Source organism: Microbacterium sp. P2_F9, from assembly GCF_056403635.1.
In genome coordinates, this window is record NZ_JBFUFC010000079.1 from 1 (window position 1) to 16,860 (window position 16,860).

The following is a 16,860-nucleotide window of genomic DNA, read 5'->3' on the forward strand; positions in this document are numbered from 1 at the left end:
GGCCACGACCTCGTCGTCATCGCGGGCGCGCTCACGGGCGAGCCGGCCGGCGGCGGCCGCGACGATCAGCTCCTCATCGCCGATCGGGAGCGGTTCGCCGACGCGCTCGCCGTCCACCTCTCCGCCGTGCGCCCCGGGGCCKCCGTCGCATTGATCGGCGATGTCGCGTATGGCATCCTCCCTGCGGCGCCGGGCACGCTCGATCGGGTCGTCGCGATCGCCCAGGACTTCCTCGGCCGCGTCGGCTCCCGGCTTCCCGCCGTCATCGCCGTCGGCTCGATGGCGCACGACATCGCATCCACCGCGCACTCCCGAGCGACCGCGGACCGCGTGCTGCGCGTCATCCGTCGCCGGGTGACGTCGCAGCTGGTGGCGTCGATGGCCGATGTGCAGACGGAATCGCTGCTGCTGGAGCTGCGCGACCTGACGGCGTCGCGCGGCGATGAGGCGACCGGACCGGTGGCCACCCTCCTCGCGTACGACGAGCGCCACGACGCGCACCTGCTCGAGACGCTCGAAGCCTGGCTCGACAGCTTCGGCGACGTCGCCTCGGCCGCGGCGGCGACCTTCGTGCACCCGAACACGCTGCGCTACCGGCTGCGGCGACTTGCCGAGGTGAGCGGACTCGAGCTCGCCGACCCGGAGCAGCGGTTCGCGGCCATGCTCGAACTGCGCATGCTCACCAGGCGCTGAGGCCGTCTCTCCAGATCAGTCGGATGCCGCGCGCCAGATCCAGTTGCGGCGCTCGTACAGCTCCACCAGGCCGATGTGGCGCATGTTGTGCAGCGACGGGTTGGGATCGTCCGCTGTCTCGGTGCCGGTCTCGGCGGTGATCCAGGTGCAGCCCAGGGTTGCGGCATCCGCCACCCTCCTCGCCATGAGGGCCGTCTGGGCGCCGCGGCCGCGGTACTCCGGAAGTGTCGCGGCGCCGCTGAGCGACCCTATGCCATTCGCGGCATAGAGGCACGCGGTCGCTGCGAGGGTGTCGCCGTCCCACGCGCCGTACATCTGGAAGCCGGGGATGCCGACCTGCGAGGCGGACCAGTCGGGGAGGGCGCTGTCGGCCGGCATCTCGAAGACCTCGATCATGAGATCGGCGTAGCGACGGGCATCGGCGAGTTCGATCGGTGCAATGCGCAGGTCGGTCGCCGTCGCCGCGTGCACATCCTCGATCGGAGCCGCGAACTTCACCCACGCCTGGCCCGGCTTCGATCCGCGCGCCGCGAGGATCTCCTCCCACGGTCCGTCCGCCCGCGGGGCGATGTGCCACAGCAGGCTCTTCGCATCGGCGACGCGTGCGAAGGCGAGCACCTCGTCGACGATCGACTCGGTGACCGGTTCGGTGATGCCGAAGCCGACGGCGCGGCTCCAGAATCCGCCGGTCGGATCGTCGGCCATCACCGTGACGACCCCGCCGCCGATCCGGGTCGTGCTCATGCCGAGAGCGGCCTTGACCTCCGGCGTCGTGCCGGCGAAGGCGGCCTCCATGTAGGCGGCCTCGCCGAGCTCGGTGGCCCGCATTGCTTCACGATCGTCCACGCTGACGTCCTTCGCAGTGAGAATTCCTGGAAGCACAGTAGTGCGTCGCCTGGCAAGGCGGACAGTGCTTCGCACGTTAGGCTCTCCCGCTATGGCCCTCGGCGCGACGATGTACACCTTCACGGTGCAGCTGGCCGACGTCGACCGCGGCGTCTACGACGATTTCAACCTTCGGGTGGCGCGGCATCCGTCCGAAACCGACGCCTACATGGTCACCCGGCTGCTCGCGTACTGCCTCGAATACGAGGAGGGCATCGCGTTCAGCGAGGGCATCTCGTCCACCGCCGAGCCGGCGGTCGTGGTGCGCGACCGCACGGGACATCTGACCGCGTGGATCGAGGTGGGCGCACCGGATGCCGAGCGCCTGCACTACGGCAGCAAGCTCGCCGACCGCACCACGATCTACACGCACCGCGACCCTGCCAAGGTGCTCGCCCCGCTGGCGGGCAAGCGCATCCACCAGGCCGAGTCGATCACGCTGCACAGCTTCGATGCCGGTTTCGTCGATGCGGTCGTCGACCTGCTCGACCGGCGCAACACCGCCACCCTCTCGGTCACTGAGCGCCAGGTCTATCTCGAGCTGAACGGCACGACGCTGAGCACCGCCATCCACGACGAACCTATCCAGTAGCGGGGATCGGCTGTCGGTCCTAGCGGAGGATGTCGTCGGCGCCAAGCTGAAGAATCCGCCCGATGTCGCCGGCGCGCATGTCGCGAGCGCGCATCGGTTCAGCCACATCGGCGGGCGATTCGCGAAGCGCGATCTCGCGCTGCTTCCGTAGGGAGCGCCGCCTGACGGCGACCCAGAGCAGCTGGGCAAGGCTGACGACGACCAGCGCTCCCAGCACCCCGGCCAGGATCGCCGCCTGTGTCTGCGGGTCCATGTCAGTGAGGGTAACTCCGGGATGATCGCCGGGCAATGCGATGACCGACGCGGTGGCTCTGCGCTGGCGCGCGTGTGAGCATGGGGACATGGACTACACGCAGCTCGGCCGCACGGGGACTTCGGTCTCGCGGATCGTATTGGGCACGATGAACTTCGGCGATCGCACGTCCGAGGAGGACTCGTTCGCGATCTTGGACCGCGCCATCGAGCTCGGTGTGAACTTCATCGACACGGCGAACGGGTATGGCGGCGCCGGTGGACGGGGCGCGACCGAGGAGATCATCGGGCGCTGGTTCGCCGCGCGGCCGGGGGTGCGGGATGACATCGTGCTCGCCACGAAGGTGCACTCGCCGATGGTCGACCCCACCGCGGACGGCGACGTCGTGAACGCCCGCGGCGCCTCCGCGTGGCAGGTGCGCCGCGAGGCGATCGGCTCGCTGAAGCGGCTGCAGACCGACCGGATCGACCTGTACCAGTTCCACCACATCGACCGCCACATCTCCTGGACGGAGCTGTGGCAGGCGATGGAAGTCCTGGTCGCCCGCGGCGAGGTCGTCTACACCGGCAGCTCCAACTTCGCGGCCTGGAACATCGCCCAGGCGAACGAGATCGCGCAGCAGCGGCACTTCCTTGGTCTSGTCAGTGAGCAGTCGCTATACAACCTCGCCCAGCGATCGATCGAACTCGAAGTCGTCCCGGCCGCGCAGAACTACGGTCTCGGCATCCTGCCCTGGTCTCGGCTCGGGGGAGGACTGCTGAGCGGCGGCTCGACCGACCCGAAGGCCCGCTCCGCCGGACTCACCTCCGCGCGGGCGAAGCGCCAGGACCAGCTCGAAACCTATGAGCGATTCGCGGCGGAGCGCGGGTGGACGCCGTCGGCGCTCGGACTCGCGTGGCTGCTGCACCAACCAGGGGTAACCGGGCCGATTGTGGGGCCTCGGACGGTCGCGCAGCTGGAATCGGCCGTCTCGGCGCTCGACATCCATCTCAGCGCGGAGGATCTGAACGCGCTCGACGAGCTCTTCCCCGGTCCTGGCGGCCAGGCGCCGGAGGCCTACGCCTGGTAGCCCCCCGCCCGCCAGTGGGCAGGATTTGCACCTTGCTTTACAGACGTAATATAGTTTACGTCTGTAAAGAAGGGTTTATCGATGAGTCTCACACCTGACCCGCGAGCGCTGCGTTCGCGCGCGTCGCTCCTGGATGCCGCACGCCAGCTTGTGGACGCGCGCGACATCTCTTCGATATCGATCACGGATGTCTGCACCCTTGCCGGGGTCAGCCGTCCGACCTTCTACCAGCACTTCGGCGACATCGCCACGCTGGTCCAGGCCGCCGCGATCGAACGCCTCGAGCAGGTCTTCGACGCGACGGCCGCAGTCGCCACGCCCGCTGAACCGACGGTCATGCTGACGAACGGGGTGCGCCGCCTCATGCAGGGGCTCGCCGAGCACGCGCCGTTCTACCGACGGGTGCTCGAGGAGACGAGCGTCCTGGCCGTTCAGACGCTCGTGATCGACTTCGTCGCGGCCCGCCTCCTGACGTTCGTGGAGCGCTCGGGCGCCGCTGACCCCGAGCAGATCCGCTCCCGCCTGCGCCTCCTCGCGGCTGGCGCCGCCTGGCTGGTCATGGAGCAGCTGGGTGACCGGCGCGACCCGGACGGCCTGGAATCCGCGGCGTCCCGCATCGCGCAGCAGCTCGCGGCGTCGATGGTCGAAGGCGGGCGGTCATGAAGAAGGCCCGCACCGCAGTCGTGCTGTCCGGCATCGCGCTGATCCCGCTCATCTACGCCGGCTCGCTCATCTGGTCGAACCAGGACCCGCTCCACCACCTCGATCAGATCCCCGCGGCCATCRTCAACGAGGATGTGCCCGCGACTTCGCCTGCGACCTCGGATGACGGACAGTCGCAGGAGGTCGATCTCGGCGGCGATCTTGTGGACACGCTCACCGCCGATGACAAGAACACCGACTTCGCGTGGGAGGAGCTCGACGCGGATGCCGCGGCGAAGCTGCTGGCGTCCGGCGACGTCCTCGCGGTGCTGACTGTTCCCAGCGACTTCTCCGCCGACGCCGTGTCGGTCGCCGGCGACGAGCCCACCGCCGCGAGGCTGACCATCCGCACCAACGACGCCGCCAACCAGATCGTCGGCAACATCGCGTCGACCGTCGGTGCGCGGGTCACGGCTGCCCTGTCGACCTCGGTGTCGTCGACCTACCTGGACTCCATCTACCTGGGCTTCAGCGACATCCACTCCCAGATCGGAGACGCGGCTGCGGGAGCGGCCGAGCTGTCCGCGGGAGTCGACGATGCGTCGACCGGCGCCACCCGGCTCGCCGACGGGCTGACCGACCTCGCGGGCGGCAGTTCGCGGGTGAGCGCGGGCGCCTCGAGCCTCCAGTCCGGCGCGACAAGCGCGGCGGGTGCTGGCGCACAGGTCGCCACGGGCGCAGCCGGCATCGCCACCGGCATCGCCGCGGCGCTCGACGGCGCTCGCTCCCTGCAGTCCGGCGCCGCCGTGCTCAGTGCAGCGACGACGGGTGTCGCGTCCGGCGCTGCCGCCGTCAACGACGGCCTGCAGGCCCTGGCTACGGGCTACGCGAGCATGACCGACGCACAGCGCCTTGCCGCGATCAGCCAGCTCGCGGCATCCTCCGGCGCTCTTTCGGCCGGCGCCACCGGCGTCCAGGGCGGCGCCACCACGCTCGCGACGGCGACCGGCCGGCTCGTCGGCAGCGCCGATGCCGGCACCGGTCTTGCGACGCTCGACGCCAAGTCGCACGAACTCGCCTCCGGCGCCGAAGGTCTGGCGACCGGGCTCGGCACGCTCAGTGCCGGTGCGACCGATCTCGCGACGGGAGCGTCAGCCGTCTCCGGCGGAGCAACGGATGCCTCGGCCGGCGCCGCAGCCCTCGCCTCCGGTATCGCGCAGCTGCAGACCGGGTCCGCGAGCCTCGCCGATGGCCTGGGGTCGGGGGCGCAGGCGATCCCGACCTACACCGCCGCCCAAGCTGACACGTTGAGCGCCGTGGCCGCCGACCCCGTCGAACTGGACGCGCAGCGGTCGAACGAGGTGCCCGCCACCGGCTACGCGCTGGCGCCGTACTTCATGACACTGGCGCTCTGGGTGGGCGCACTCGCCTTCTATCTGATGTTCCCTGTGCTCAGGCAGAAGCTGTCGGCCCGAAACCTGCCTGCCTGGCGGATCGCGCTCGGCAGCTACCTGCCGGGTGCGCTCATGGCCGTGACGCAGAGCCTGCTGGTCGTCGTGATGGTCCGGTTCGGCGTGGGCATCGAGCCGGCGAACCTCGCCGGCCTCGCCGGGATCGTCCTGCTGACGAGCCTGACGTTCGTCGCGATCAACCAGGCGCTGATCGCCCTGATGGGCCCGGTCGGCCGGTTCGTCGCCCTGGTGCTGATCGTGTTCCAGCTGGCCTCTGCCGGCGCGACTTACCCGATCCAGACGACGCCCGACCTCTTCCAGACCGTCCACTCCTGGCTGCCCTTCAGCTATGCGGTGGGGGCGTTCCGATCGCTGATCGCGGGCGGCTCCATCGGAGTCTGGCCCGCCGTCGGCGTCCTCAGCGTGTGGCTGCTCGCCGCGCTCGCGGTGACGACCGTGGCGGCAGGGCGCGCCCGCCGGCGGGTGACAAGTGCCGCGTCGGGGCCTGTCGCGCTCACCGACGACGACGTCGCCGGCGTCGCGCCGGTTCCCGCCCCGCCCGTGGCGGCACGCCGGCTGGCGGTCAGCTGAGCAGCAGGTAGCCTGCGCCGACGACCGTGAACACGATCACCAGCCGCTCGAACAGCGCCTGGTTGAGGCGATGGGCGAACCAGAGGCCGAAGAGCGCGCCTCCGACCACGGCCGGCACGAGCACGAGGTCGAGCAGCAGGCCGGGTCCGGTGATCAGACCGAGGCCGATCGAGAACGGCACCTTGGTGAGGTTCACGAGCGCGAAGAACCATGCCGCGGTGCCGAGGAACTCCTTGACCGAGAAGCGGGACGCCAGGAAGTACATCGACATGACCGGCCCTGCGGCATTCGCCACCATGGTCGTGAAGCCGCCCAGCGCGCCATAGGCAGCCGCGGCGACCCGATGCGATCCGCCATCCGCGACGGTGCGTCCCATCCGTCGCCGAATCAGGGTGACGGCGATGACCGCCAGCAGGATCACCCCGATGACCTTGCGCACCCAGGCGTCGTCGGCGAACGCCAGGAAGACCACGCCGAGCAGGAGCCCCACCACCACCGCGGGTGCCAGCCGCAGCAGCGCCCGCCAGTTCACGTGCCGTCGGTAGGCGGTGATCGCGAACGCGTCGGCCACGATCAGCAGGATGAGCAGCGCCCCGGTGGACTGCTTGGCCGGCAGGATCGCCGCGAAGATCGCCACGGCCAGTGTGTTCGCGCCCGGAACGGCGGTCTTGGAGACTCCGACCGAGATGGCCGCCACGGCGAGCAGGAGCCATGCCCACCACGGGAGCTCGGGCATCTCAGACAAGGGCATAGGGTCCTGAGGGCTTGATTGGTGGCCGATGGCGATCAATACAGGATGTCATCGTCTGGCGGAGACGCGCTCGGCGCGGCAGGCTCGGATCATGGACACACCGGAGTGGATTCAGCATCGCGGGCTTGTCGCCTGGGTGGAAGAGATGGTCGAACTGTGCACGCCGACGGCGGTGCACTGGTGCGACGGCTCGGATGCCGAGTACGACGCGCTCTGCGAGCAGCTCGTCGAGGCAGGCACCTTCATCCGACTGGACCCGGTGAAGCGGCCGCGCAGCTTCCTGGCGCGCAGTGATGCGAGCGATGTGGCCCGGGTGGAGGAGCGCACGTTCATCTGCGCGCGCAGCGAAGAGGATGCCGGCCCGACGAACAACTGGATGGATCCGAAGGCGATGATGTGGATTCTCCGTGGCCTGTTCGCCGGGTCGATGGCGGGCCGCACCATGTACGTGGTGCCGTTCAGCATGGGCCCGCTCGGGTCGCCCATCGCCCAGCTGGGCGTGCAGATCACGGACTCGCCGTACGCCGTCGTGAGCATGAAGATCATGACCCGGATGGGTCGTGCGGCCGCGGAGGTGCTCGGTGCGGACGGCGAGTTCGTGCCATGCATGCACAGCGTCGGTGCACCCCTGGCCGAGGGTGAGCAGGATGTCGCCTGGCCGTGCAACCCGACCGAGAAGTACATCGTGCACTTCCCGGAGACGCTGGAGATCTGGTCGTACGGGTCCGGCTACGGCGGAAACGCGCTGCTGGGCAAGAAGTGCCTGGCCCTGCGGATCGCGTCCACGATGGCCCGCGACGACGGGTGGCTCGCCGAGCACATGCTCATCCTGGGCGTGACCGATCCGCAGGGGGAGAAGACGTATGTCGCGGCGGCGTTCCCGAGCGCGTGCGGCAAGACGAACTTCGCGATGCTCGTACCGCCGCCGGCGTTCGCCGCCAAGGGGTGGAAGGTGACCACGGTCGGCGACGATATTGCGTGGATCAAGCCAGGTGAGGACGGCAGCCTGGTCGCGATCAATCCAGAGGCGGGCTACTTCGGGGTTGCGCCCGGTACGTCGTATGCGACGAACCCGAACGGGATGGAATCGATCCGCTCCGACACGATCTTCACGAACGTCGCCCTCACCGACGACGGAGACGTCTGGTGGGAGGGGTTGGACGGCCCGAAGCCGGCGCACGCGATCGACTGGCAGGGGAACGATTGGACTCCGGATGCCGGGACGAAGGCGGCGCACCCGAACTCCCGGTTCACGTCCCCGGCGTCGTTGAACCCGGCGCTGGACGAGTCGTGGGACGACCCGCAGGGGGTGCCGATCCGGGCGTTCGTGTTCGGCGGTCGGCGCGCCGGCACAATTCCGCTGGTCGCGCAGAGCTTCAACTGGGCGTTCGGGGTCTACATGGCAGCGACGATGGGCTCCGAGACCACCGCCGCCGCGTTCGGCGAGCAGGGCGTGGTGCGCCGGGACCCGTTCGCAATGCTGCCGTTCTCCGGCTACCACATGGGCGACTACATCAACCATTGGCTCGCACTGGGCCGGAACGTCCGCAACGCTCCCCGCATCTTCCAGGTGAACTGGTTTCGGCGCGACGAGGACGGGCGCTTCCTCTGGCCCGGGTTCGGCGAGAACATGCGCGTGCTGGAATGGATCGTCGCCCGCTCCCGCGGACGCGCGCTCGCCATCGAGAGTCCGCTGGGGTGGGTGCCGCGCTATGAGGACCTCAGCTGGGATGGCCTCGACTTCTCCCAGGAAGACTTCTTCGCCTGCATGGCCATCAACCGCCGCGACTGGACCGCCGAGCTCCTCGACGTCGAAGAGCTCTTCATGAAGCTCTACAACCGCCTGCCCAAGGAGATGGAGATGATCCGCTCCCTCACCACCAGCGCGCTCTGGCGCTCACCGAAGCAGTGGGAGATGAACGGCGACCCCACCTGACCGGCATGCATTCCCTGCCCGACTGCTTGATCGGCCGCGGGTGTCGCCGGATATGACGCATGGACCGGCAGGGACGACGCCGCCTGCCGGTCCAGCGGGTCAGACCAATGCGCGCAGGCCGTCGACGAGCGGCGTGGTGGGTCGACCGATGATGCGGGCAAGGGTGCCGTCGCTGTCGGCGAGTGCACCATTGCGGATGCCGGAGTCCAGCGCGGTGACGAAGCCGATTGTCCCGCCATCGAGCCCGGCCGCTTCGAGGGCGGCGGCGTGTTCCGTCGACGACAGCGACTGGTAGTCGACCGGACGGCCGGTGACCTCGGCGATCGCGTCGGCCAGTTCCTGGTAGCTCCAGGCGACGTCGCCGCCCAGCTCGTAGATCTCGCCGATGTGCCCTTCGCTGAGCAGAACCGCGGCGGCGGCATCCGCGTAATCAGTGCGACTCGCCGATGCGACCCGACCATCCCCAACGCTCGCGGCGACCACGCCGGTCTCGCCCGCACGAGTCAGGTCGGCGGCGTAGTTCTCGGTGTACCAGTTGTTCCGCAGGATCACCGCGGGCAGCCCCGACAGAGCGATCGCCTCCTCGGTGGCCTTGTGCTCGGGCGCGAGCACGAGGTCGCTCGTCGTCGCCTTGGGAGCGCTGGTGTAGACGAACTTCGAGACCCCGGCTGCGACAGCGGCATCGATGACCGACTGGTGCTGCGCGGCGCGTCGCCCGACCTCCGAGCCGGAGATGAGCAGCATCGCGTCGACGCCGTCGAGCGCAGCGGCGATGCTCGCGGGGTCGGCGTAGTCGAGCGCGACCACGGTGACGCCGCGCGAGGCGAGGTCGGCAGCTTTGGCAGTGTCGCGGGCGCCGGCGACGATGCTGCGCGGTTCAGCGCCGCGCGTGAGGAGGCTGTCGATGACGAGGCGGCCGAGCTGACCGGTGGCGCCGGTGACGAGGATGGTCATAGGTGGATCCCTTCGTGGTTGGACACGGGGGACAACAGCGGGTAGGCATCATTGCCTTCCCGATGGGCGGTACCCACTTTCAGGTAAGGTACCCACATGTCAGTAAGTTTTGCGGAAATCAAGGGCTCATCCACTGACGCGTTCACCGAAGGGTGCAGCACGCGTGTCGTGCTCGATCACGTCATGAGCAAGTGGGGCGTGCTCGTGCTGTCGTCGCTGTCCGACGGGACAAGGCGGTGGGGCGGGCTCCGCCGCGACGTTGACGGCATCAGTGAGAAGATGCTCGCCTCGACCCTCAAGACGCTGAGCGCGGACGGCCTCGTCCATCGGGAGGCGTTTCCGGCGGTGCCGCCCAAAGTCGAGTACAGCCTCACGCCCCTCGGTCGCGATCTGATGGAAAGGATGCTGCCGCTCGTGGAGTGGGTCGCCGTCAACGCCGACCGGATGATCGGCGCCGAAGCGGACCCCCCGCGTTCTTCAGGCAGCGCCGGCGACGTAGCGTCTGCGCAACGCGCTGTGGCGTGAGTCCCGCGGAATTCCGCGGTTTTGTGGAGGGGATGACGGGAATCGAACCCGCGCTATCAGCTTGGGAAGCTGAGGTCCCTTCTTCGAATTGGTGCTGCTATTCCTTGAAAACACTGGGATTGCGGTCAGTGGGACGACTCAGGTGCACACATCGGTGCACACATAGGTATGTCGCGCCGCAGGAGCGGGTCAGGACCCGCGTATCGAGCATATTTGATGCCGGTCGTAAGTCGATCCGCTGTGGCGCGCGAGCGTAACGAGCGACGCTGGAGTCCCAAAAGGCCGGCGCTGGTCGGTGATTTCGCGATTGCAGGCCCTCCCCCAAAGGGGACTAAGTCAGGCGGCGCGCTCGGGGCCGGCGCCCCAAACGTCACCAGCAGCTGTCGTTCAGATCGCCGGCAGGTGTTCCGGCCGGGTGGGGAGCCGCTCGACGAATTGCTGGAGGTCCGAAACGAGGTAGAGCGGCTTCGTGCCGGAGAAGTGTGGGGTGAGGTCGCCGAGCCGGACGTGATGGCGCAGGCGCGAAGGGCTGATTCCCAGGGAGGCTGCGGCGGCGGCGTGGTCGAGGGCGACCGCGGTTGGTGCGGTTGTGGGGGCGTTAGTCACTCGCCGGTCGACCGACATTTGAGGTGAGCCCGACCAGGCGTCCGGCGCCTCGCGCCTTCTTTATCCAGTCCGAGGCGGTGCGCTCGGGGACGTTCAGTTCCAGCGCGATCATCTTGACGGGCGGGAGATCCGACAACGCGGACGTCCCGTAGAGAATCTCTATGACGTCCCAGCGCTCGTCCTTCGCTCCTCGCTTCACGACCGCGGATGCCATCCACGCGGGGATGATGCGTCCTTCGGTGCTGGTGAGATCCGCGATCGTGAGCCAGCTCTCGTCGGGCCCGTCGTCGAGCTGCACGGCGATGCACTGCGGGATTGCCGCTTGCAGGATCGCCTGTGGCGCGGTGTGGCGGAGGCGATCCTCGTCGAAGTTCGCGCTGACAGCGCGGTTGACGATGGTCGTGATGATGTATCGCCCACGCTCCGGGCTGTAGTGCGCCTCGATCGTGGTTTCGACGCCGGAGGTGTCATCGCTGGCTGTGGCGACGAAGCCGGGAGCAATACGCAACGCGGTACCGACGGGCTGCGTAATCGCAGACCCTGACATCGCCTGCCCGTCGGTTGTCTTCACGTCGACCTTCACCTCCTCAGCTTGCCTTACCGCGTTGGCATTCCGCAGATTGCTCTTGACTAACTATACGACTAAAGCGTGTACTGATGTCTAGCACCAATTTATATCTGCAAGTTCGGGAGTTCGGAGGGAACGAGATGAATGTCGTTGCAGTCGCAAATCAGAAGGGTGGCGTGGGCAAGACCACGGTGACCATGCAGGTCGGCGCGGCGCTGTCGCGTCGGTTCCGGGTGCTGGTGGTGGATGTCGACCCACAGCAGTCGACGGTGTGGTGGGCGGAGAACGCACGGGGCTGGCTGCCGTTCGACTTCGCCGGCAATCAGTCGCCGAGGATGCTCTCGCGGCTCCGCGAGCTGGGGATGGAGTACGACTTCGTGCTGGTCGACACGCCGGGAAGCCTGGAAGACACCCCGATTCTGGAGGCGGTGCTCGATGCTGCGGACTTCGTGGTGGTGCCGCTCACTCCAGAGCCGCTCGCGGTCGACCCGACGATGCGCACCATCACCCGCCTCATCGACCCCCGCCAGCTGCGCCACGCCGTGCTGCTGAATCGCCTAGACCCGCGCATCCCGAAGCAAGTTGACCGATGGCACGAGATCGTTGACACGAACGTCGGGGTGCCCCGGTTCGATGCGCACCTGCGGCAGTACAAGGTGCACGCCGACGCACCCGTGCTGGGTCAGCTGGTGACGAACGCGCCGGACACGCAGCGCACTGCCGGCCTGATCGCCGATGTCACCCGGGTCGCTCACGAGCTGAGCGACCAGTTCATCCCTGCGGCCATGGGGCGGTGGTGAATCATGGCGAAGGTCGACCTCGCGGAGAAGCTCAGCGATGTCCGGGCCCGTGTATCCGCAGAGATGTCCGGCGATGCGCAACCCGGGTTGCCGAAGTTCGCGCGTCTCACCCGGAAGGAGGCGCGGGTCCGTGAGGACCAATACGCTGCCCTCTCCACTCTCGCGCGGACGCTGATGCGGCGGCGCAAGGTCAAGGGCGAGCGGATCACCGAGAACACCCTGATCCGTGTCGCGATCGACCTGCTGCTCGCCCACCAGGACACGTTGCGCGGCGCGACTGAGGACGAACTTCGGGAGTCTGTCACTCCGGCAGCGTCAAACCTCCGAGCTTCGTCAGTTCCGGACCATCGGAGTCCTGAACACCCGAACTCCCGAAGATCGGCAGTCCGGGAGCTTCGTCCTTCGGAACCCACGAACTCCGACACTTCCGCACTGTCGACTTCAGGAGCGGGGGCACGGTCGTGAACCCGCTCTCCGCACCGGTGTCCGGGGAGTCTCTTGCGGAGGCGGGGGAGCGCATCCGGGCCGCCTGCCCGATTCTCGGCGCGACGGCCACCAACGAGGAATGCCACACCCGTCGGGAACTCATCACCGACACGCTCGACGCTCGCGGGGTCCGACCCGGCCCGCACACCTGGCACACCGCCCAGCTGCTGGACGGTCACGTCGTCGGGGTGTTCGCGGACTCCCCGGAGGAGGCCGAGATTGACCTCACCGTCTGGTGGGGCAGGCGCTGCCACTGGGTGATCTCAGACCCGGATTGCCAGGTGCTTCACGAGTACGTGCCTGCGAGCAAGCGCAGCGCGACGGCCGCGGTCACGCGGTTCCCGCTCGGCCCGCCGCGGCGACAGCGCGATCAGTTCGCCCCCGCCACGTCCCTGCTCGACGGGATCTTCCCCGAACGGGGGATCGGACGATGAGCGGCGAACACAACGGGAGCGAACCTCTGCTCCCCTCGCCTCGCGACGACAAGCGGCCCGATCCTTCTCGACCCGGCGAGCCGCAGCCGGACGCGGCGGCGCGGCGGGAGGAACTCCTGGCGAAAGGGAAACGGTACCGGGAGGCGCATCGGGAGGAGCGTGCGGCGGCGCAGGCGGAGTGGAAGCGCAACAACCGGGAGCGGGCGCGCGAACTCAACCGGCTGAGCATGCGGCGCGCGGCGCATCGCCGCAAGGCGGCCGCCGCGAAGGCGGACTGGCATCAGCGCTACTACGAGAAGCATGCCGAGCATCTGCGCGCCTACTCCCGTGAGTACCTGGCGAAACGCCGCGAGGCCGACCCGGAGGCCTACTGGGAGTGGCGGCGCGCGAGCCAGCGCGCCTGGTATCAGCGGCACAAGGACGAAGCGTTGGCGAAGTCACGGGCGCGGGCCCGCGAAGACCCCGCCGACAAGCGCGATTACGCCAACGCGTATTACCGGCAGCACACCGAGCAGGTCAAAGCGCGGCGACGCGAGTACTACCAGGAGAACAAGGACAAGATCACGGCACGGCAAAAGGAGTGGATCGAGAAAGACAAACGCCGCAGGGCCGCCGGGCTGCCGAAACGGAACCTGCACCGCACCCCACGGGCGGAACGCCAGGCAAACCAGCACGCCGCCGACGAATTCTTCGGCAAGCCCGTCGACCGGGCCCGCCTTGTGGGGTTGCGCGCGGAACTGGGCACCCCCGACGAACTGCTGCGTCGGTTCCAACGGGACAGCTACCGAGCCCGTGCGGTGGACTACGCCCACCGCAACCCGGAAACCCGCTCGACGGTCCTGGACCGGCGCAGCAGCGAGGAGCGGCGACTCGACGAGATCGCCCGCGTGATCAACGAACGCCTCCGCTACCGCGAGCCACCGCGCCAGCCCCACCACCTCGACCCCACCACCCCGCCACCGCCCACCTGGTCGAGCCCGGGTGGGGGACTGAGCCGATGAACGCCCCAACGCACGCCACAATGAGCACGGAGGAACGATCATGATCGAAGAGAGAGACACGGAAGCCGTGATCTACCGGACCGCGGTCGTCGCATTCCAGTACTACCCGGACAGGGAAACCGCCGAGCCCGGGTACACCATCGACGAAGACCTCGCCTGGATCATCGCTCCCCTCCGCCAGCTTCCCCAAGCCGAACGGGACGAGATCCGCGCACGGGTCCTCGGGCTGATCCTCGATCCCACCGCCGACCGGCAACCCTTCATCCACGACATCAAAGCCCTCACGGGGAAGCAGCCCGCGGTCTGAGCAGGTGAGACACCTGAACCGGGACGACAGGGGTCTTCCTGGCCGCTCAGGATAGCTCCCACCGGGACGCTCCGTGCCGGGCTTTCGCGACATATGCTCCCTCGCTGCGCTCCGTCCGCTATTTCACGACCCGGCACTGCGCATCMCTCTGGTCGCTCACGAAGCCTCTTGCCAGGAACAGCCCAACGGACAGTCAGCAGGGAAGGGAAGTGGCCGACAGCGAAGTCGGCGCGACCGAGGCGAAGCGGGAGAGTAGGCCGCTGCTCTGCTCATCGTCGGAGCTGAGCCGAGTGAGACGACCTCGAGGGATGCGGCTCCCCGCGGTGATGACTGTGCTACCGGTTGGCGTGATCGGGGCGCGGGGTGAGGGCACGCTGCACAGCGCTGGTGCTCACCCCGAGAACCCGGCCGATATGGGTGAACGAGCGACCCTGATTGCGCAGCTCCTGCGCGATCGCGATCCGATCGTCGGTCATCACCGTCGGGCGACCCGCGTGACGACCCTCCGCTGCCGCCACACTCATGCCCTCCCGCGTCCCCAGACTCTTCAGCCGGCCCTGCAGACCCCGCAGCGCCGCCCAGACCTGCGCGGGATCCTCGGACGGTCCGAACCCGGTGGCGAGAGCCKGCTCGGTGAGGGAGCGGAACCGGACGCCCGCCACCGCCAGGTCGTCCATCGTGGATACGAAGTGACCGAGGGAATGCGATAGACGAGCGGAGCTCGACACTACGAGCGTGTCGCCCGCCTCGAGCGAGCGCAGACACACCCCGAGCTCGGGCCGCAACCGGGGATTCGCGGACGCTGCCTCGGAGAACACCTGGGTCGCGCCGGCCCGCTTCAGCTCGTCGGCATCGCTCGACGTGTCAGCCCCCGAGAACAGCTCCCGCGTGTAGCCGACGACGCGGGTCATCGCGACGGACCACCACGCTCTGACCCTGCGGGCACCACCACGGGTGCCGGCGCATCCATCGGCCGCTCCGGCGCCAGTTGCCTCCGCAACGCGACGAGGTCCACCGCGCTGCGATGCTCCTGTGCTTCGATGACCCTCGAGCCCGCCGGCACGGGAAGCTCCCGGATGACCTCTCGAATGGCCGTCTCGTGCAGATCGATCAGCAGTTCACCCAGAGGAATTGGGAGGTCGCGGAGGGTCGCCGCGAACTCGGTGGCGCGTCGGTACTCGCTGAGCCATTGCGCCGACTGCAGGCTCGTCAACCGCTCAGACTGCGCATCCCGCAGAGCAGCACTCGCACCTCGGAACGGCCGATCCGAACCGTCCCGCTCGGCATCGAAGACGGGGGCACCGCTCCGCCCGAGGACGGTGAAGCGCTCAAAGGCATCCGACTCCTCGATCGCCGCGGTCAGCGCCCGCGTGCCCTCGAAGCCCCGATCGTGCGCGTCCCTGCTGACAAACCTCGCCGGACGGCTGGCGTGAACATCGCGCAGGTACGAAGAAGCCGACGCGAGCAGGCTCTCCGCCCGCCGGGCAGCCACGACGACCACCCGCGTGCGGAACCCCTCGGCAGCGAAACGCTGCGCCAGGGCGATCGCGGTCGACGGTGTCGCGAAGTTGCCCTCGAGTAGCAGCGATCGATGCTGCTCGCGAGCAAATACGATGCTCGCCCGCAACCACTCCGCGGTGGCCTCGCTGAGAACGCGTGCCCCATCCGCGGAACCGGATGCCGTCAACTCCGCAAAGCGCGGATGGAACGCGCGAAGCCCATCAGCGTTGACCGCGGTCATCCCGTCCCCGTGCTCGGCGAGAAGCCGGCCGGTCGCGCGGGCGGCTCCTGATCCGGGCTGGCCCGATAGCAGCACGAATGTGGGGGCCGTGCTGGCCGTCTCCGCGCCGAAGTAGAGCGGAAGAATGTCCCGGTCCAGGATCTCCTCCAGCCCGGAAGTTGTCGGGTCGGCCTCACTCACGGCGCACTCCTCAGCACACGGATCCGCTCGCGGATTTGGTCCGTGAGGGCCTCAACGGTTCGGCGATCGTACCCGTCGACCGCGAAGACGTCTCGTCGAACCTCACTCAACTCTTCACGCGCGGCCGCCGCGCCGGACCCGCCGCTCCTTGCGATGGAGAGAAGGAGCGCCACCAGGATCGCCGACTCCTCCCGCAGGGCGTCGGTCGCCACCGCGTCACTGACCCGCCACGCCGATGCCTGCACCTATTCGGCCTCCTCGTTGCAGTTTAGCCGCCGAATCGAAAAGGTCTGCGAGGGGATTTCGGGCCTCGGCGGCCAGGGCGCTAGGGGCATCCTCACAGTTCGCTCGCACCCTTATGGTCTGACCACACGCTAGCTTTGAAGGGGCAAATC

The 16,860-nt window shown here is 68.5% G+C and carries 20 protein-coding genes; 11 read left to right on the forward strand and 9 right to left on the reverse strand.

Going from position 1 to position 16,860, the window contains the following annotated elements:
* Positions 1 to 693: PucR family transcriptional regulator (locus tag AC1DVT_RS10105; RefSeq protein ID WP_477388625.1), on the forward strand; the 693-nt coding region annotated here is incomplete at its 5' end.
* A gap of 15 nt (positions 694 to 708) precedes the next feature.
* Here AC1DVT_RS10105 and AC1DVT_RS10110 read toward each other — a convergent pair.
* On the reverse strand, positions 709 to 1,539 hold the full coding sequence (locus tag AC1DVT_RS10110) for a GNAT family N-acetyltransferase (RefSeq protein WP_477388627.1): 831 nt from the start codon (positions 1,537 to 1,539) through the stop codon (positions 709 to 711).
* 91 nt (positions 1,540 to 1,630) lie between these two features.
* Here AC1DVT_RS10110 and AC1DVT_RS10115 point away from each other — a divergent pair, with 91 nt between their 5' ends.
* The gene (locus AC1DVT_RS10115; protein ID WP_457099671.1) at positions 1,631 to 2,170 is read left to right on the forward strand and encodes a YaeQ family protein; all 540 of its coding nucleotides are present in this window, start codon (positions 1,631 to 1,633) and stop codon (positions 2,168 to 2,170) included.
* Positions 2,171 to 2,189: 19 nt separating this feature from the next.
* On the opposite strand, the gene AC1DVT_RS10120 is transcribed toward AC1DVT_RS10115, so the two are convergent.
* Positions 2,190 to 2,423: a hypothetical protein gene (locus AC1DVT_RS10120; protein WP_457099670.1), complete on the reverse strand. Its 234-nt coding sequence runs from the start codon at positions 2,421 to 2,423 to the stop codon at positions 2,190 to 2,192.
* An 88-nt stretch (positions 2,424 to 2,511) separates the two neighbouring features.
* Between AC1DVT_RS10120 and AC1DVT_RS10125 the strand changes: the two genes are divergently transcribed.
* The 3 genes from AC1DVT_RS10125 to AC1DVT_RS10135 all read left to right on the forward strand — a co-directional run bounded on the left by AC1DVT_RS10125 (position 2,512) and on the right by AC1DVT_RS10135 (position 6,176).
* Entirely contained in the window at positions 2,512 to 3,492 is a 981-nt protein-coding gene (locus tag AC1DVT_RS10125; protein WP_477388629.1) for an aldo/keto reductase, read from the forward strand.
* A gap of 81 nt (positions 3,493 to 3,573) precedes the next feature.
* On the forward strand, positions 3,574 to 4,155 hold the full coding sequence (locus tag AC1DVT_RS10130; protein ID WP_477388631.1) for a TetR/AcrR family transcriptional regulator: 582 nt from the start codon (positions 3,574 to 3,576) through the stop codon (positions 4,153 to 4,155).
* The gene (locus AC1DVT_RS10135) at positions 4,152 to 6,176 is read left to right on the forward strand and encodes a YhgE/Pip family protein (protein ID WP_477388633.1); all 2,025 of its coding nucleotides are present in this window, start codon (positions 4,152 to 4,154) and stop codon (positions 6,174 to 6,176) included. Before AC1DVT_RS10130 ends, AC1DVT_RS10135 begins: the two co-directional genes overlap by 4 nt.
* Here AC1DVT_RS10135 and AC1DVT_RS10140 read toward each other — a convergent pair.
* The gene (locus AC1DVT_RS10140; protein WP_477388659.1) at positions 6,169 to 6,912 is read right to left on the reverse strand and encodes a sulfite exporter TauE/SafE family protein; all 744 of its coding nucleotides are present in this window, start codon (positions 6,910 to 6,912) and stop codon (positions 6,169 to 6,171) included. The genes AC1DVT_RS10135 and AC1DVT_RS10140 overlap by 8 nt on opposite strands.
* 43 nt (positions 6,913 to 6,955) lie before the next feature.
* Between AC1DVT_RS10140 and AC1DVT_RS10145 the strand changes: the two genes are divergently transcribed.
* Positions 6,956 to 8,863, forward strand: a complete 1,908-nt coding sequence (locus tag AC1DVT_RS10145; RefSeq protein WP_477388635.1) for a phosphoenolpyruvate carboxykinase (GTP) — start codon at positions 6,956 to 6,958, stop codon at positions 8,861 to 8,863.
* Between the two features lie 99 nt (positions 8,864 to 8,962).
* On the opposite strand, the gene AC1DVT_RS10150 is transcribed toward AC1DVT_RS10145, so the two are convergent.
* Positions 8,963 to 9,817 (reverse strand): SDR family oxidoreductase, encoded by an 855-nt coding sequence (locus AC1DVT_RS10150; RefSeq protein WP_477388637.1) that lies wholly within the window; start codon positions 9,815 to 9,817, stop codon positions 8,963 to 8,965.
* Positions 9,818 to 9,913: 96 nt separating this feature from the next.
* On the opposite strand from AC1DVT_RS10150, the gene AC1DVT_RS10155 reads away from it, so the two are divergent.
* Positions 9,914 to 10,342 (forward strand): winged helix-turn-helix transcriptional regulator, encoded by a 429-nt coding sequence (locus AC1DVT_RS10155; RefSeq protein ID WP_477388639.1) that lies wholly within the window; start codon positions 9,914 to 9,916, stop codon positions 10,340 to 10,342.
* Between the two features lie 387 nt (positions 10,343 to 10,729).
* Here AC1DVT_RS10155 and AC1DVT_RS10160 read toward each other — a convergent pair whose 3' ends face one another.
* Together AC1DVT_RS10160 and AC1DVT_RS10165 are read right to left on the reverse strand one after the other, a co-directional pair.
* Entirely contained in the window at positions 10,730 to 10,948 is a 219-nt protein-coding gene (locus tag AC1DVT_RS10160; RefSeq protein WP_477388641.1) for a hypothetical protein, read from the reverse strand.
* Positions 10,941 to 11,519: a hypothetical protein gene (locus AC1DVT_RS10165; RefSeq protein WP_477388643.1), complete on the reverse strand. Its 579-nt coding sequence runs from the start codon at positions 11,517 to 11,519 to the stop codon at positions 10,941 to 10,943. Before AC1DVT_RS10165 ends, AC1DVT_RS10160 begins: the two co-directional genes overlap by 8 nt.
* A gap of 137 nt (positions 11,520 to 11,656) precedes the next feature.
* Here AC1DVT_RS10165 and AC1DVT_RS10170 point away from each other — a divergent pair, with 137 nt between their 5' ends.
* The 4 genes from AC1DVT_RS10170 (at position 11,657) to AC1DVT_RS10185 (ending at position 14,544) form a co-directional block, all read left to right on the forward strand.
* Positions 11,657 to 12,316, forward strand: a complete 660-nt coding sequence (locus AC1DVT_RS10170) for a ParA family protein (protein WP_477388645.1) — start codon at positions 11,657 to 11,659, stop codon at positions 12,314 to 12,316.
* Between the two features lie 461 nt (positions 12,317 to 12,777).
* Positions 12,778 to 13,236: a hypothetical protein gene (locus AC1DVT_RS10175; RefSeq protein WP_477388647.1), complete on the forward strand. Its 459-nt coding sequence runs from the start codon at positions 12,778 to 12,780 to the stop codon at positions 13,234 to 13,236.
* On the forward strand, positions 13,233 to 14,237 hold the full coding sequence (locus tag AC1DVT_RS10180) for a hypothetical protein (RefSeq protein WP_477388649.1): 1,005 nt from the start codon (positions 13,233 to 13,235) through the stop codon (positions 14,235 to 14,237). Before AC1DVT_RS10175 ends, AC1DVT_RS10180 begins: the two co-directional genes overlap by 4 nt.
* 40 nt (positions 14,238 to 14,277) lie before the next feature.
* The gene (locus tag AC1DVT_RS10185) at positions 14,278 to 14,544 is read left to right on the forward strand and encodes a hypothetical protein (RefSeq protein ID WP_477388651.1); all 267 of its coding nucleotides are present in this window, start codon (positions 14,278 to 14,280) and stop codon (positions 14,542 to 14,544) included.
* Between the two features lie 335 nt (positions 14,545 to 14,879).
* Here AC1DVT_RS10185 and AC1DVT_RS10190 read toward each other — a convergent pair whose 3' ends face one another.
* The 3 genes from AC1DVT_RS10190 to AC1DVT_RS10200 are packed head-to-tail and all read right to left on the reverse strand — an operon-like array spanning position 14,880 to position 16,677.
* Positions 14,880 to 15,455, reverse strand: a complete 576-nt coding sequence (locus AC1DVT_RS10190; protein WP_477388653.1) for a recombinase family protein — start codon at positions 15,453 to 15,455, stop codon at positions 14,880 to 14,882.
* Positions 15,452 to 16,465, reverse strand: a complete 1,014-nt coding sequence (locus AC1DVT_RS10195) for a zeta toxin family protein (protein ID WP_477388655.1) — start codon at positions 16,463 to 16,465, stop codon at positions 15,452 to 15,454. The genes AC1DVT_RS10190 and AC1DVT_RS10195 overlap by 4 nt, the downstream gene beginning before the upstream one ends.
* Positions 16,462 to 16,677: a hypothetical protein gene (locus tag AC1DVT_RS10200; protein WP_477388657.1), complete on the reverse strand. Its 216-nt coding sequence runs from the start codon at positions 16,675 to 16,677 to the stop codon at positions 16,462 to 16,464. Before AC1DVT_RS10200 ends, AC1DVT_RS10195 begins: the two co-directional genes overlap by 4 nt.
* Positions 16,678 to 16,860 lie beyond the last annotated feature (183 nt).